Origin of the sequence: Bacillus sp. BB51/4 (assembly GCF_008368845.1) — a bacterium.
GTDB classification, from domain to species: domain Bacteria; phylum Bacillota; class Bacilli; order Bacillales; family Bacillaceae_G; genus Bacillus_A; species Bacillus_A wiedmannii.
On the sequence record NZ_QOSC01000005.1, the window covers coordinates 481392 to 495904 of the forward strand.

A 14513-nucleotide genomic window follows, 5' to 3' on the forward strand; every position below is an offset into this window, starting at 1 on the left:
CAGATGCAACAGTTGATTTTGAAGGAGTTTTTCTTACAGAAGAAGATATTTCCTTTCTATTTTTTAATACCTATGTTATCTATTTTTAAGGATTCCGTTCAACCAATGGGGGTTGCAATAGGATTATTTATAACATGTAGTACAATTATTTATATTTCTTTTTATCATGAGGAGAAAAGTAAAGCAGAAAAAGTATTAGTGAGTTTGCCTATAACGAGACAAGAGATAGTTATAGCTAAGTATATTTCAAGCACAGTATTTATTATGGTTGGTTTGAGTGTAACTTTTATAGTCATAATATTAAAAAATATTTTGTTGGACGGGGATATAGTTATGCCTGGATATGCAGTGTTTTCAGGAATAGTAGCAACTTTGATTTATTGTGTAGTAACGATACCTACTAATTACATTGGAGGATATAAAGCTATTACTGTCTTGAATGTGATTATGATTTTTCCTTTAATGGGTATGATTGGCTTTATGTGCAATATTTTTGGTGATGAAATAATCATGTTAAAAGTACTTCACTCTGAAGATGCTACATTATCAATGAGTGTTCTTGGTATCGGAGTGTTAGTAAGTATAGTCATATCAATGTTGCTCTCAATGAAAATGTTTCAGGAGGCAGAGTTATAGAAGGGGCATTTTCATATTAGGAGGTGTAATACATGATCAAGCAATTAGTTTTAAAAGATATGATGATGCAAAGAAAGTTAGGGTTTGTTTATCTTATATGTTTCTTGTTCCTGCTCATTGTTGATTTTCGTAGTGATAGTTTTTTGATGACGTTTAGCATGTTTGTACCTGCTCTTGGCATGATACTGTCAATGAGTTATGAGGGGAAAAATAAAAGTGAACTGATAGTAAATAGTTTACCGTTTGACCGTAAAGATATTGTCATAGGAAAATACATATTTGTAAGTATTTTAGTTGCTCTAGGTGGATGTTTTTCACTAGTGGTTGGTTTAATACAGCTACAAGATGGGCATATGACTGGATTTATGCTGTGGGGAGAAATTCTCGGAGGTATAACAGGTGGGTTTGTTTGTAGCATAATTGTACTTCCGATTGAATTCTCAGTAGGATATAGCAGTGCAAAACAAATTGCTCCGTTCGCCGGACTTGCGTTGGGGTATTTAAGTGGACTGATTGTAAGTAACGTCTGGTTAGATGTAGAAAATGTTTGGAGCACGAGTCTAGTTGTAAATGTTTGTTTTATAGCAGGACTTATTCTTTTGTATATTATGTCCATGTTGCTTTCAGTTAGCTTGTATAATGAACGTGATTTATGAGGGGAGGAGTAATCGTGAGGCAACTCATAATAAAAGATTTTATTATGCAATGGAAGCATTTAATATGGTGCTTAATATACCCTCTTTTTTTGTATATGACATTAACAGATATTAAAAGCTTTTACGTAATTATGTCAGCTATAATTCCAGTTATAGCAATTTTAAAAACATTTAATGACGATAAAAAATATAATAGTGAAGTAATATTAAATAGTTTACCGATAGCGAGAAAGCAAATTGTGTTAGCTAAATACATAATGGCACTTATTATTTTTATTATAAGTATGGTAGTGTCTAGTCCTGTAGTAATCAATCGATTTGAAGATGGAACTTTTGAATTTATAACGACAACAGTAATTACGATTTCTGGCTTTGTTTTTATATATTTTAGCATTGTTTTACCGATATTGTTTTGGTTTGGCTATAAAAAAGCTTCTTTTATTACGTTTTTCATACTAATAGCACCGACAGCAATTGGTACTATGTTCTTTGAAATCAGCATGGAACAAATTCAACTATACAACAGCGTGTTATTCGTTAGTTCAATATGCATATTCATAGCATCTGTCTTCGTTTCAGTGAAATTGTATGAGAAGAGAGAATTTTAAAAGGTGCCCTATAAAAGGCACCTTCTTCAATAACGACAATATGAAAGTAAGAGTTTATAAACAGAGAGGCTACTCGGTACAACATCTTTTGGAGTATGTAATATAAAGCTGAAAACGATAACGAGAATCAGAAAGAGAAAAAATAAAAATAGGATCTGCTTATGTATAGAATTTTGCATATTATCCACTCCTTTTTTAGGTAGTATGTCCAAAAGAAAGGAGTGTATGAAAAATTTTAGGAGGGGAGAATGATGAACAAAAGAAAATGGTTATATAGAATAGGGGTATTTTTCGTTTCAATCGGTCTCATATTAGCAAATGTTTATTCAGATATACCACCGCTATTTCCTAGTTTGCATAAAGGGATTGGTATGAGCGTTGCTATAATTGGCCTGTTTTGTCTTATCGCATCAAATTTTTATAGAAAATCTAAATAGACGTAAAAAAAGGACAGTTACTCTTTTTCAGAAGTACTGTCCTTTTTAAATAATTTATTCCATAGTTTGGCGATACTCCATATAATGACGATTGCAATGGAGGCAATAATAGACCAAGCAATAGATGCAATTTCAAGTGCCATGCTAGGAAGGAAGGTAAAAATGGATACTACTTTATGAAACAACCATTCTATTATATGAAAACTGATTTGCAATAGAATGACGATCCCGAGTGTAATCCATGCTAACATTTGTTTTCCTTTTTCTTTCCACATGACATTCACCTCACGTTAGCTTAATAGTTTTAAGCCAACAGCGCCGCATAGAATGCAGCTTAAGAAGGCAAGACGACGCCAATCCGCTGATTCACGGAAAATAAGAATACCTAGAAGTGCACTTCCGGCAGTTCCGATTCCAGTCCAAATCGCGTAAGCAGTTCCCATCGGTAACGTGTCCATCGCGAGAGATAAGAAGAAGAAGCTTACGCCGAAGTTAGCGATTAAAATAACTTTTGGTGCCCAGCCTTTCTTTTCAGTGGCTACTTTCATAAAGAGTACACCAATAATTTCACAAATACCAGCTAGAATTAAAAATAACCAAGCCATTTTATGCGGCCTCCTTCGCTTCTTTTTCTTCTGTTACTCGTTTTAGCCCAATTACTCCGAAGAAGATTAAACCGATTAATAAAACTTTTACAATAGAGAAAGGTTCTCCGAAGACGAAAATCTCTGTAAGAACGATCCCACCAGCTCCAATTCCTGTAAAGACTGCGTATACAGTGCCGACAGGTAAATCTTTATAAGCTCTAAATAATAAGACGAAACTAATTGTAATTAATAACGCAACACCAGCCCATTCAAGTGGTGCCTCCGCTTTTTTAAGTCCAATAACCCAAAAGATTTCAATAATACCAGCTATGATTACATAAATCCATGCCATATGTCATTTCTCCTTCCTACCAGTCGTTAGGTAAAGGGCTTAAAAACGACGCATTGCAAAGGAGCAATCCGTCAGTTTGAAAGACCTCGCCAAAATACTTGCCAAGAGGCGTTTAAACGAGTCTCAAAGCGATTTAAACCTGCGAATAGTAGTTCCACCATAAGTCCGTCCAGTAAGCATAGAAAAGCTTCTAGAGCGTCTTTTACTTCAATGTTATGCAGTTCACTTTGCTCGTTTGCCTGTTTAAATATAGGGAATAAAAGTTTTCCGACGTTTTCAATGTGTGCATTCGCTTTTTCGATAATTTGTACGCGGAATGCATCAGGCGGAAAATAAGAAGTTCGTAACCAAAACATTGATTCTTCACTTTCACCAAATCGTTTTGCGTAGCCCTTTAGTAACTGTAAGAGCAATTCTTCAGTAGACGAATTTGAAAATTTTTCGATATCGTCTGTGAAGCTTTGTAAATCTTTTTGAAGAGCAGATTCTAAACATATAAAATATAGCTCTTCTTTTCCTTTAAAGTGTGCGTAAATCGATGGTTTTTTAATCCCAACTTCTTGAGCAATATTTGCCAATGAAGTTCCTTCATAGCCGTAGCGTGCGAAATGAGAAAGTGCTACAGCTTTAATGCGGTTTGCTGTCATTTTCATCCCCTACCTACCGTTCGTTAGGTTCATTATATGAGATGGAAAATATAAAGTCAATAGGTGAAGAGCTGAAAAAGAGCGCTACAGGTAACGCTCTTTTTTTAGACAGTATCTCGCTCAATTAAATGGAATGAAAGCTCTTCTGCCTTCCCGGCAATTTGCTCGCTTTGGATTTGTTTATGGAATAAAGAAAAAGCATGTGAGCCCATTGCGAGACCGGGGTGTTCAATTGTGGAAATTTCTAACGCCTTTGAAATTTCATGATTATCAAATCCAAGGATAGCAAGTTCTTCAGGGACTCGAATGCCATGTTTTCGCGCCTCTGTTAATAAACCAGCTGCAACTTGATCGTTCGCTGTAAAAATAGCGGTTGGGCGATTTTTCATGTTTAAAATGCGATGAAGTATTTTTGCACCATCCTGCATCGTATAGCATTGATGAAAAATCCAATCTGGATGTACCGTTTTACCTTCGTTATGCAGCGTATCAGCAAATGCTTTTTCGCGCTCCATAGAATTTGCACTCGTTTTTCTTGCTAAACAGATTCCGATTTTTTCATGGCCTTTACTGAGTAAATAGGCAGTGCCGAGACGGAAGCCTTCATAGTGATCTACGTAGACGGATGAAATGAGGGGATGCTTTATCTTTTCACATGAAATAATAGGGGCAAATTTCGCGAAAGGTTCAATTTGTTCCCAAGAACTCGTTCGAGAGCAAATAATCATTCCGTCGAATTGTTTCATTTTCATCATTTCAAGAACACGAATCTCTTCGAGGCTATCGTAATTTGTTTGACATAAATTAATGTGATATCCAGCTGTTAACGCTTCGTTTCCGATTCCTTCAATAATTGTACTGAAGTATGGAAGATTAATGAAAGGGAGCATAACCCCGATTGTATATGTTTTTCCCTTTATTAAATGAATAGCATTTATATTTTTTGCATAGTTCAATTCTTCAACAGCATCTAGAACACGCTTACGTTTTTCTTCTTTTACGTAAGGGTGATTATTAAGGACGCGGGAAACAGTTGATATGGATACACCAGCGGTTTTTGCAATTTGTTTTATATTGGCCATATGTATCACCTCTCTCCCTTATTATAAGGGGAAAATAATAAGAATGAAAAAATCTTGACCTGAAAAGCTTTTCACAATCTATGTTATAAACATGACTTCTGTTATTCGCGTAACCTTTTTAGTTGAGCGTGAGAATGATGGGGGTCTTTTTTGCGTCTATAAAAGAGTTTTTGTCAAAATGTGTGAGAATAACGTGGAAAGTTTTCAAAGGGGGAGTTTGTTAATGAAGCGAATATGAATAGCATACAAAGTGAAACTTTAATCAGTCGGGCATCTCCCGCGGGTTATTAGCCCCACCAATCGGGCATTAACGCTTTATTCATAAAGAGAGCGGTATGAAGAAAGGGCGGAAACAAATTGAAAAAAAGAATCATTTGTTTCGTGTTTTCTAGTCTAGTGCTAAGTTCATGTTCGTTTCAGCAAACGATGCAAGAAGAAAAAAACTTTGTGGGAACAACAGGGGGAGCGATGGATCGTGTTACGGATCCTATTCCGCTAAAGGAGCTTCCGAAATATTTTCCAGTGAAATTTAAAGTTCCGGCGTTTTTACCGTATGACATTACGAGTGATGTGAAGGGGGAAGTCAGAACGATTGGGAAAAAGAACGCTGTTTTAATAATTAAATATAAACAGCGGGAGCCAGGTAGAAATGAGTATATTGAGTTAAATGTTGCGAACTTTCCTTATAGTTTTCCGGATCTCGTGGAAGAGAAACGATTTCAAGAACAAATGAAATTGAATAGTGGAGCATTCGCTTATATTAAAAATAAAGATGACTCTGGGCGAGGAGATGAATTCGCTACGCTTATTTGGAAAGAGAAAGGACTTGAATATCAGCTGCTGTATCGTAATGTGCAAGAGAATGATAAAGATGTGATTAAGCAAAATTTATTATACATTGCGAATAATATGGAATGAAAAAACTAGCTGAATGATTCAGCTAGTTTTTGTATGTTATTATTTCTTTTTAATTTTTCCAGTCCACGTTTTAAATCCACCTTGTAACTGGTAGAAATCTTTGTAGCCTTGTTTTTTTAAGTATTGAGCTGCACGACCAGTACGAAATCCGCTTTGGCAGTATAAGTAAACTGGTTGATCTTTGCGAAGTTCTTTATGACGAAGGCGAATTTGTGATAATGGAATGTTACGTGCGCCTAAAATATGTCCTGCAGTATATTCGTCTGCTTCGCGAATATCGATAAGCTGTGCTTTACGGTAGCCAGCGCGAAACTCTTCTTCTGAAAGTGTTTTAATTAATTTTCTCTGATAGAAATACATCCATACAGTGTAGCCGATGAACGCTACGATTACGGCTAATAAAATAATCCAAGTTGTTGACACGGTTCTATCGCTCCCTTTTTTCTTATCCTACTTTCAATATTATAATGCCCGTATGTATTTATGCAACAGATTCATTTGCATATAAGAAGAAATTTCGTATTCTTTCACAAATTTTGTCGAATTTGGTAGACTAGAGAATGTGAAAAATAATTGGTTATATGAGGTGCAGGATGGGAAAAGAAAAATGGTGTTATATTAACTCTGGTCAATGTTCACCGGCATTTAATATGGCGTTAGATGAATGTTTATTAAATTGGCAAAGTGAAAAGAAAATGCCACCAACCATTCGTTTTTATGAATGGGAAGTACCAACATTAACAGTTGGGTATTTCCAGCGTGTTGAAAAAGATATTAACATGGATGTAGTTAACGAAAAGAAATATGGATTCGTTCGTCGTCAAACAGGCGGCAGGGGTGTACTACATGATAAAGAATTAACGTACAGTGTTATTGTGTCTGAAGATCATCCAAATATGCCAAAAACAGTTACAGAAGCGTATCGTATTATTTCGCAAGGTTTATTAGACGGTTTTAAGGCATTAGGATTAGAAGCGTATTATGCAGTTCCAAAAACAGAAGCAGACCGTGAAAATTTAAAAAATCCACGTTCAGGCGTATGCTTTGATGCACCATCTTGGTATGAAATTGTAGTAGAAGGAAGAAAAATCGCAGGTAGTGCTCAAACACGTCAAAAAGGTGTGATTTTACAGCACGGCTCGATTCCGTTAGAAATAGATTTAGATGAATTATACGATCTGTTTTTATTCCCGAGTGAACGTGTAAAAGAGCGTATGAAGAGTATGTTCTCTTCTAAAGCGGTAGCCATTAATGAATTAACAGACCGCACGTTTACAATCGAGCAGTTAATTAAAGCGTTTGAGGTTGGGTTTGAAAAAGGATTAGATGTAGAGCTTGTTCCGTATGAATTAACAGAAGAACAGTTACATGAAGTCCAAACATTAGCAAAAGAGAAGTATGAAAGTAAGGAATGGAATTATAAAAAATAAGAGGTGGCAATTGCCACCTCTTATTTTTTTTATAGTAAATTAAGTACTTTTTCTACTTTGATTCCTTTATCTTGTAAAGAACGAAGGCGATTTACAACGTCCATAATTTCTTTGTCAAATGTAACGCTAATACCTTGGCTTTGTAGTTCTTTTTTTAAGCTTTCAATAGAATCATCTATGTCGATGCCAAGCTCGTAATCTTGACAAACTTCAATTGTCTTTTTCACAAGTTTAACATAATTTTCTTGTAGTTTTGTATTTGTTTCAGTCAAAGCAGGTTGCTTCGGTTTTGCAGGAGCGACCGGTGCTGTCTCTTGCTTTGTAACTGGAGTTGGTGCTGCTTTTTTCACAGGTGCTGGAGTAGATAGTTCCACGGCTGCTTCTACACTTACTGGCTTCGGTGTCGGTACCGGAGTAGGTTTAGATGCTGCAGGTGTTTCTACTCGCGTAACAGGTTTTGGAGCAGGTGTAACTGCTTTTGGAGCTTCTACAACTACTTCTTTTTTCGGAGTAGCTTCTACAACAGTTTCTTCTTGCTCAGCAGCTTCTTTATTTTCTTTGCTCCACATAACGCGTTCAACTTCTAGAGAAACATTATTTTTGTTCATCGCTGTTAATGTAACTTTACCAACTTCAGCGTTCCCAGTGAAATCAACAATTTTATAAATAACACTCTTGTTCCAATCCACGTTTCCGCTCAAAAATAATTCTTCGTTACATTTCGGCGTTAAGCCCTCGATTTTAATTTCTGCGTTTACACCGTTTTCACTATATACCATAATTAGCGAAGCATTTACATCTTCGTCTGCTAACATTAGTTCACGTACCATTTTGCCGGTGCGTACTTGCGTTTTCTTCTTAACTGACATTTAATTTCTCCTCTCAAAAATTCAGTAATAATAAAAAAATCGTATAACGAAAAATAATTGCTCACGAAGATTTATGATACCGATAATAAAAGCATCACGTCAACAATTAACTTTAATTATTTTGCATTTTTCTTATTTTCTTTATGAAATTTTTCAATTTGTAAAATTAGACAGAAGAAAAACAGCCTTTTGAAAGGCTGTTAAAAATTTGATTTTTTGTATAGTAATTTATATAAAACAAAAAATAAGATAGCGATTAAGGCGTTTTGCCAAAAGGTTAGATGATAAATGAGGTAAGGTTGTTTTCTAAAATAAATATTTACGAATATAGCTGAACAAAATGGAGTAGCAAAAGCGAGCCCGAATAGAATTCGTCTTTTCCAATTTATTTTTTGATCAAAGGAGTAACGCTTTAATAAATATAAAATAAGTAGTACTCCTAGTACAATTAGTGAAACAGACAAAGTAGTTCCAGGGATGCTAAAAGGTGGGCTTATTATATCGGTATCTTTTTCAAACAGGAAAATGAAAAGAGAAGCAAGGGCATCCATTCCAAACTGTATAGCAAGAAGTAAGCTAATAACAAAACCGATTAAAGAAGTTTTTTCTAATTTTGTTTGGACAGGCAAAGCTGATATAAGTTCATCGCAATAAGAGCGTAAATCATTTCCAAAAATGTCATAAGCATTTTTATTTTCTGCTTGTGCTTCGATAAGGTGGTCTAATATTTCTAATAAAAGTTCTTCTACTTGATGTTCGGGTACATTAGATAATCGAAGATATACTAGCATATCGCCATAAGCGGTTTCATTTTCGGAAGTTAGAAGCTCACGTTTTTTATTATTCAATTCAATCATGTCTTGTGCATTCATCCCTATCACTCCCCTTGTAATAAATTGTTCACCGTAGTTGAAACCATTCCCCAGCTTTGTTTAAATTCTTCAAGTTGTTCTAATCCTTTAGCGGTTACGTGATAATATTTTCGCTTTGGACCGAGTGAGGAGGCTTTTAATGTTCCTTCAATCAATTTTTCTTTTTGCATACGTAACAATAACGGATATATGCTTCCTTCGCTTACGAATGTAAATCCTTGTTTATTTAATTTTGTACTCAGTTCATATCCGTACACTTCTTCTTGTGAAATGATGTATAGGATGCAACCTTCGAGCAAACCTTTTAACATTTGGCTGTGCATGATTTCACCACCTTTCACTCAGGTAACTTGCGTTGCAAGGTAGCTGTTATCCAAATTATAACATTCAGTAACTTGCAACGCAAGTTACTGAAGTGGAAAACTTTAATGAGTGTTAATTTTTCATCGTTTCCCATACTAACGAGAGGAGGGAAGTATATGAAACCATTTATGCCAAAACTCGTTTACTTTGAACCGAAGGCACTCGAATATCCGCTTGGAAAAGAGCTGTATGAGAAGTTTACGAAGATGGGATTAGAAATTCGTGAAACGACATCCCATAATCAAATTAGAAATTTGCCAGGTGAAAATGACTTGCAAAAGTATCGTAATGCAAAGGCAACACTTGTCGTTGGGGTGAGGAAAACATTAAAGTTTGATACGTCAAAACCGTCAGCTGAATATGCAATCCCGCTCGCAACGGGGTGTATGGGACATTGTCATTATTGCTATTTGCAAACGACACTTGGGAGTAAGCCTTACGTTCGCGTGTATGTCAATCTTGATGAAATATTTGAGAAGGCAAAGCAGTATATGTATGAAAGAGCACCAGAAATAACAAGGTTTGAAGCGGCTTGTACATCAGATATTGTTGGAATTGATCATTTAACACATGCATTAAAGCGGGCGATTGAATTCATTGGAGAAAGTGAGCATGGGCGTTTACGTTTCGTTACGAAATATTCGCACGTTGATCATTTATTAGATGCAAAACATAATGGGAAAACTCGTTTTCGATTTAGTATTAATTCACGGTATGTAATCAAAAATTTTGAGCCTGGGACATCACCTTTTGAAGAACGAATTGAAGCAGCTCGTAAAGTAGCAGGTGCGGGTTATCCACTTGGGTTTATAGTTGCGCCACTTTATATGCATGAAGGATGGGAAGAAGGATACCGTGAACTATTTGAGCGACTGTACAATGCGCTAAAAGATTTGTCGATACCGAATTTAACATTTGAATTAATTCAACATCGCTTTACAAAACCAGCAAAAAAAGTCATTCAAGAGCGTTATCCGAATACGAAGCTTGAAATGGATGAAGAGAAGCGCAAATATAAATGGGGACGATATGGCATCGGGAAATACGTATATAAAAAAGATGATGCAGAAGTATTGGAAGAAACGATTAGAGGATATATTCATCACTTTTTTCCTAACGCAGAAATTCAATATTTTACATGAAAAGAACTTGTATTGGAATGCAAGTTCTTTTTTCTTTTAAATATTTAGGCTTGTTTTCAACTTGTCACGTTATTCTTTCTGGTGTATCATTTTATTGATTGCTTCGTACGGAATGAGCAAAATGAAATTGGATGGAGGAAACCGATGCCTACCCCTAGTATGGAAGATTATATTGAACAAATTTATTTGTTGATTGATGAAAAGGGTTATGCCCGCGTATCTGATATTGCTGAAGCGCTGAGTGTACATCCATCCTCTGTAACAAAAATGGTGCAAAAATTAGACAAAGATGAATATCTAATTTATGAAAAATATAGAGGGCTTGTATTAACATCAAAAGGTAAAAAAATCGGAGAGCGTCTCGTATACCGTCATGACTTGCTAGAGCAATTTATGCGTATTATCGGTTTGGATGAAAGTAAAATTTACAATGATGTAGAAGGAATTGAACATCATTTAAGTTGGGAAGCAATTGACCGCATTGGTGATCTAGTGCAATATTTTGAACAAGATGAGATTCGAGTGGAAACACTTCGTGGCGTTCAAAAAGCAAATGAAGAGAAAAGTAATTAAGGGGGAACGTATGTCGTTTCCTTTTTTATTTCAACCGAAAAGGATGGGGAAATTATGAAAGCAATTATTTTTGATTTTGATGGATTAATTGTGGACACAGAAACAATATGGTTCCACTCTTTCAGAGACGCCGTTCGTGAGTACGGTGGGGAGTTACCTTTAGAGGAATTTGCAAAATGTATTGGAACGACAGATGATGTACTATATGCATATTTAAATGAGCAATTAAAAGAGAAGTTTAACAAGGATGCATTAAAAGAAAAAGTGAAAACTTTACATAAAGAGAAAATGAAAATACCAGAAGCTCGTGACGGGGTAAAAGAATATTTAGAGGAAGCGAAAGAAATGGGATTGAAAATCGCATTAGCTTCCAGTTCATCTAGAGAATGGGTTACTTCTTTTTTGGAAGAGCTACAAATTCGAGATTATTTTGAAGTCATTAAAACAAGGGAGGATGTTGAGAAGGTAAAACCGGATCCAGCACTTTATCGAATTGCGATAGAAGATTTAGGGATTGATCCGTCTGAAGCTGTTGTATTTGAAGACTCGTTAAACGGATTAAAAGCAGCGATTGCAGCAGGATTAAAGTGCGTTGTTGTACCTAATGATGTGACACGGAATTTACCATTTGAAAATCATCATCTTCGAATTGAAAGTATGAAAGTTAAAAGTTTGAAAGAAGTACTACAAAATATAAAAAAAGACCGTATTTCCTAAAAGGAAGCACGGTCTTTCTTTTTGTTTTTTTTGCCTTCAATGACAGTTAAATGGGATTGTTTTCTCTTTCGCTTCAAAGTGGAAGGAGCGCCTTTCTTACCTTTGTCATTAGAAGCGTTTGATTTCAAGAAAGAATTGCTTAGGGGTGCTACATTTTGTTTCCCATGTTTGCGGTTCGATTGTTTCGCTGCACGCTTATAAGAGCTTTGCGAATTTGCAGAACCACTAGAATTTGTAAACATCTTGTATAGCAAATAAAAGATACCGACAACAAGTAACATGTACCCGATATTTCTTAATACACCCATTGGATTTGTAATGACAGATGAAACAAGGCCGAATATTGCTAATCCGATAATAAGCATAACTATAGCGAATGTAAACGAACGACCGTTCATAAGGGACACCTCCTAAAAACATATATTAAAATTAGTATATTAACGATGAGGAAAGGAGTTGAACACCAATTTTAAATAATTATTGTTTGTTTTCTAAACGTAATAATTCTTCAAACGATGCAATGGCTACTTCCACTTGATCATCTGTTGGTTCTTTCGTTGTTAATAGTTGCAGCCATAATCCGGGATATCCAAGTATGCGTAATACTGGAATATCGCGTAATCGATTTGTAAATTGTAACACTTCAAAAGAAATGCCGAGAACGACTGGAATTAATAAAATTCGGTTTACGACTCTGGCCCAAAGTGGATCTGTAGGGACAAGGAAATAAACAAACATTCCAATAATGACTGTAAATATAATAAAGCTACTGCCGCAGCGATAATGAAGGCGAGTTTGTTTTTGCACATTTTCTACAGTCATTGGAAGATTATTCTCATAGGCATTAATTACTTTATGCTCCGCACCATGGTACTGAAATACCCGCTTAATAAGTGGGGTTAAAGAAATAAAGTATATATAGCTCAATAATAGCATGAGCTTAATGACACTTTCGACAATGATTTGCCCTGTATGAGAAGGGAAAATTGGTCTCGTTAATTCAGCTAGTAGTGCAGGAACTGCTGTGAAAATGACTTTACCGAATATGAAAGATAAAACGCCAACTGCTGCAACTCCTAATACCATCGTTAATTTCGATTGTTCTTCTTTGTTATTTGCAATTTGTTCGTCTTCTTCTGGGTGGACATCAAATCGTTCTGAAGCAAAGTTTAAATGTTTTGCTCCATTCGCACTTGCATCCACAATAGCGGCAATCCCTCGTAAAAATGGAATTTTTTTCAGGATAGATAATGCTTTATTACGAACGCGTGGTAATCGATAAAATTCAATCGATTTATCTTTACGACGAACCGCTGTAACAGTATATTCTCTACCGCCAAACATAACTCCTTCTATGACTGCTTGCCCGCCATATATTTGTTTTGACTCTTCTGCCATGTTAACACCAACCTGTATTTGTTTCTCTCTTATGTAGAAAAAGAGGCAATTGTCATACTGGGTTCTGTCATTTTGAAATAAGACAATCACCGAGTTTCCTTTATTTTATCGACAAATACAAGTATATGACAAGGAAAAATGTTACGAGAGTCGGACATTTCTTATTCTTTTTATAGACAAATTTCGCAGTATTTAAACATGGTTCAAAATAGTTTCGGGCATACTATTGAGCGGAGGTGTCGATGTGAGTCAAGAACAATTAGGAACAAGGAATTTTGTACAAATTGGTTTATTTGGTGGAATCTTTTGGGGAGGGATATGGTATTTCCTTCATATATTTTCATTTACGGAAGCAGGACCGAACTATTTACTTTTACCATTTGCCTTTGGAAGCTGGAAAGAAGGGGTATGGGGCAATGTGTCAGGAATTGTTTGTATGGGACTACTTTCGATTTTAATTGCCTTTTTGTATAAAGCGTTTTTGGCAAAGTTTGAAGGAATTATTCCAGGGATGATTTATGGGCTATTTTGGTGGGCGTTACTATTTTTCGGAATGGGATTAATAGCGCCTGCCATTAAAAGTGCACTCCATTTACCGAAAGAAACAATTGTGACGACGGTATGTATTTTTATATTGTATGGTGTGTTTATAGCATACTCTGTTTCCTACGCAGTAAATACGAATAAAGCTGAGCGAGAAGGGGGAGAGAAGACAAACTATTCAAATAAGTGACTCCTATGTTAAAATGTTATATAGATATTTAATATTAAGGAGTTTTAAACATATGAAAAAGGTACTCCTCGTAAACGGTCCTAACCTAAATCGCCTCGGTGTCAGGGAGGTAAATGTATATGGAAAGGGCACGCTAGCGACACTTGAAGCAGATATGAAGCAAGAAGCAGAAACAATGGGAGTGGAGTTAGAATGTTTCCAATCGAATCATGAAGGTGCGATTATCGATCGTATTCATGAGGCGGAAGATATATATGAAGGGATCATTTTAAATCCTGGAGCATTTACGCATTATAGCTATGCGATTCGAGATGCAATTGCGAGCATTTCGATTCCTGTTATTGAAGTACATATTTCTAACATTCATCAGCGTGAGTCGTTCCGTCATGAATCTGTGACGGCAGCTGTTTGTGCGGGACAAATTGTTGGATTTGGTTTTTATGGCTATAAGTTAGCGTTATTTGCATTAATGGAGAAATTGAGGGAGGCATAA

The 14513-nt window shown here is 35.8% G+C and carries 22 protein-coding genes; 11 read left to right on the top strand and 11 right to left on the bottom strand.

The window, feature by feature from the left end; translation table 11 throughout:
- Positions 1–3: 3 nt before the first annotated feature.
- The 4 genes from DN392_RS04805 to DN392_RS04820 all read left to right on the top strand — a co-directional run bounded on the left by DN392_RS04805 (position 4) and on the right by DN392_RS04820 (position 2337).
- The gene (locus tag DN392_RS04805) at positions 4–636 is read left to right on the top strand and encodes an ABC-2 transporter permease (protein ID WP_088321527.1); all 633 of its coding nucleotides are present in this window, start codon (positions 4–6) and stop codon (positions 634–636) included.
- A 32-nt stretch (positions 637–668) separates the two neighbouring features.
- Positions 669–1292 carry an ABC-2 transporter permease gene (locus DN392_RS04810; protein ID WP_000595378.1) on the top strand — a complete coding sequence of 208 codons (624 nt, stop codon included), beginning with the start codon at positions 669–671 and terminating at the stop codon, positions 1290–1292.
- A 14-nt stretch (positions 1293–1306) separates the two neighbouring features.
- Positions 1307–1900 (top strand): ABC-2 transporter permease, encoded by a 594-nt coding sequence (locus DN392_RS04815; RefSeq protein WP_048565709.1) that lies wholly within the window; start codon positions 1307–1309, stop codon positions 1898–1900.
- A gap of 251 nt (positions 1901–2151) precedes the next feature.
- Complete coding sequence (locus tag DN392_RS04820; RefSeq protein WP_001042442.1) at positions 2152–2337, top strand: hypothetical protein; 186 nt, start codon at positions 2152–2154, stop codon at positions 2335–2337.
- A gap of 17 nt (positions 2338–2354) precedes the next feature.
- On the opposite strand, the gene DN392_RS04825 is transcribed toward DN392_RS04820, so the two are convergent.
- The 5 genes from DN392_RS04825 to DN392_RS04845 all read right to left on the bottom strand — a co-directional run bounded on the left by DN392_RS04825 (position 2355) and on the right by DN392_RS04845 (position 5005).
- Entirely contained in the window at positions 2355–2612 is a 258-nt protein-coding gene (locus DN392_RS04825) for a DUF3975 family protein (RefSeq protein ID WP_000265389.1), read from the bottom strand.
- Between the two features lie 15 nt (positions 2613–2627).
- Positions 2628–2942, bottom strand: a complete 315-nt coding sequence (locus tag DN392_RS04830) for a DMT family transporter (protein ID WP_000312377.1) — start codon at positions 2940–2942, stop codon at positions 2628–2630.
- A 1-nt stretch (position 2943) separates the two neighbouring features.
- The gene (locus tag DN392_RS04835) at positions 2944–3276 is read right to left on the bottom strand and encodes a DMT family transporter (RefSeq protein WP_000312344.1); all 333 of its coding nucleotides are present in this window, start codon (positions 3274–3276) and stop codon (positions 2944–2946) included.
- Positions 3277–3347: 71 nt separating this feature from the next.
- A complete protein-coding gene (locus DN392_RS04840) occupies positions 3348–3929 on the bottom strand; it encodes a TetR/AcrR family transcriptional regulator (protein WP_002107720.1) in 582 nt (193 codons plus the stop codon).
- A gap of 98 nt (positions 3930–4027) precedes the next feature.
- Complete coding sequence (locus DN392_RS04845) at positions 4028–5005, bottom strand: LacI family DNA-binding transcriptional regulator (RefSeq protein ID WP_001273975.1); 978 nt, start codon at positions 5003–5005, stop codon at positions 4028–4030.
- Positions 5006–5386: 381 nt separating this feature from the next.
- Between DN392_RS04845 and DN392_RS04850 the strand changes: the two genes are divergently transcribed.
- On the top strand, positions 5387–5923 hold the full coding sequence (locus DN392_RS04850) for a hypothetical protein (protein WP_033658811.1): 537 nt from the start codon (positions 5387–5389) through the stop codon (positions 5921–5923).
- A 39-nt stretch (positions 5924–5962) separates the two neighbouring features.
- On the opposite strand, the gene DN392_RS04855 is transcribed toward DN392_RS04850, so the two are convergent.
- Positions 5963–6346: a rhodanese-like domain-containing protein gene (locus tag DN392_RS04855; protein ID WP_000108656.1), complete on the bottom strand. Its 384-nt coding sequence runs from the start codon at positions 6344–6346 to the stop codon at positions 5963–5965.
- Positions 6347–6516: 170 nt separating this feature from the next.
- Between DN392_RS04855 and DN392_RS04860 the strand changes: the two genes are divergently transcribed.
- Complete coding sequence (locus tag DN392_RS04860; RefSeq protein ID WP_000514072.1) at positions 6517–7353, top strand: lipoate--protein ligase family protein; 837 nt, start codon at positions 6517–6519, stop codon at positions 7351–7353.
- Positions 7354–7382: 29 nt separating this feature from the next.
- Here DN392_RS04860 and DN392_RS04865 read toward each other — a convergent pair whose 3' ends face one another.
- The 3 genes from DN392_RS04865 to DN392_RS04875 all read right to left on the bottom strand — a co-directional run bounded on the left by DN392_RS04865 (position 7383) and on the right by DN392_RS04875 (position 9417).
- Entirely contained in the window at positions 7383–8222 is an 840-nt protein-coding gene (locus DN392_RS04865) for a hypothetical protein (protein WP_000111931.1), read from the bottom strand.
- A gap of 200 nt (positions 8223–8422) precedes the next feature.
- On the bottom strand, positions 8423–9094 hold the full coding sequence (locus tag DN392_RS04870; protein ID WP_048565705.1) for a DUF1129 domain-containing protein: 672 nt from the start codon (positions 9092–9094) through the stop codon (positions 8423–8425).
- 5 nt (positions 9095–9099) lie between these two features.
- Positions 9100–9417, bottom strand: coding sequence for a PadR family transcriptional regulator (locus DN392_RS04875; RefSeq protein ID WP_088321526.1), 318 nt, complete (start codon positions 9415–9417; stop codon positions 9100–9102).
- Between the two features lie 156 nt (positions 9418–9573).
- Between DN392_RS04875 and splB the strand changes: the two genes are divergently transcribed.
- The 3 genes from splB (at position 9574) to DN392_RS04890 (ending at position 11889) form a co-directional block, all read left to right on the top strand.
- Positions 9574–10599, top strand: coding sequence for a spore photoproduct lyase (gene splB, locus DN392_RS04880; protein WP_000802113.1), 1026 nt, complete (start codon positions 9574–9576; stop codon positions 10597–10599).
- 144 nt (positions 10600–10743) lie between these two features.
- A complete protein-coding gene (mntR, locus tag DN392_RS04885; RefSeq protein WP_001143070.1) occupies positions 10744–11172 on the top strand; it encodes a transcriptional regulator MntR in 429 nt (142 codons plus the stop codon).
- Positions 11173–11226: 54 nt separating this feature from the next.
- Positions 11227–11889, top strand: coding sequence for an HAD family hydrolase (locus DN392_RS04890; RefSeq protein WP_000643920.1), 663 nt, complete (start codon positions 11227–11229; stop codon positions 11887–11889).
- Here the strand turns inward: DN392_RS04890 and DN392_RS04895 are convergent.
- Both DN392_RS04895 and DN392_RS04900 read right to left on the bottom strand, forming a co-directional pair.
- Complete coding sequence (locus DN392_RS04895) at positions 11886–12287, bottom strand: SA1362 family protein (protein WP_001014467.1); 402 nt, start codon at positions 12285–12287, stop codon at positions 11886–11888. The genes DN392_RS04890 and DN392_RS04895 overlap by 4 nt on opposite strands.
- Positions 12288–12366: 79 nt before the next feature.
- Positions 12367–13287 (bottom strand): DUF1385 domain-containing protein, encoded by a 921-nt coding sequence (locus tag DN392_RS04900; protein ID WP_000807116.1) that lies wholly within the window; start codon positions 13285–13287, stop codon positions 12367–12369.
- Between the two features lie 244 nt (positions 13288–13531).
- Between DN392_RS04900 and DN392_RS04905 the strand changes: the two genes are divergently transcribed.
- A complete protein-coding gene (locus DN392_RS04905; RefSeq protein ID WP_142292469.1) occupies positions 13532–14020 on the top strand; it encodes a YqhR family membrane protein in 489 nt (162 codons plus the stop codon).
- Positions 14021–14072: 52 nt separating this feature from the next.
- Positions 14073–14513 carry a type II 3-dehydroquinate dehydratase gene (aroQ, locus tag DN392_RS04910; RefSeq protein WP_000757087.1) on the top strand — a complete coding sequence of 147 codons (441 nt, stop codon included), beginning with the start codon at positions 14073–14075 and terminating at the stop codon, positions 14511–14513.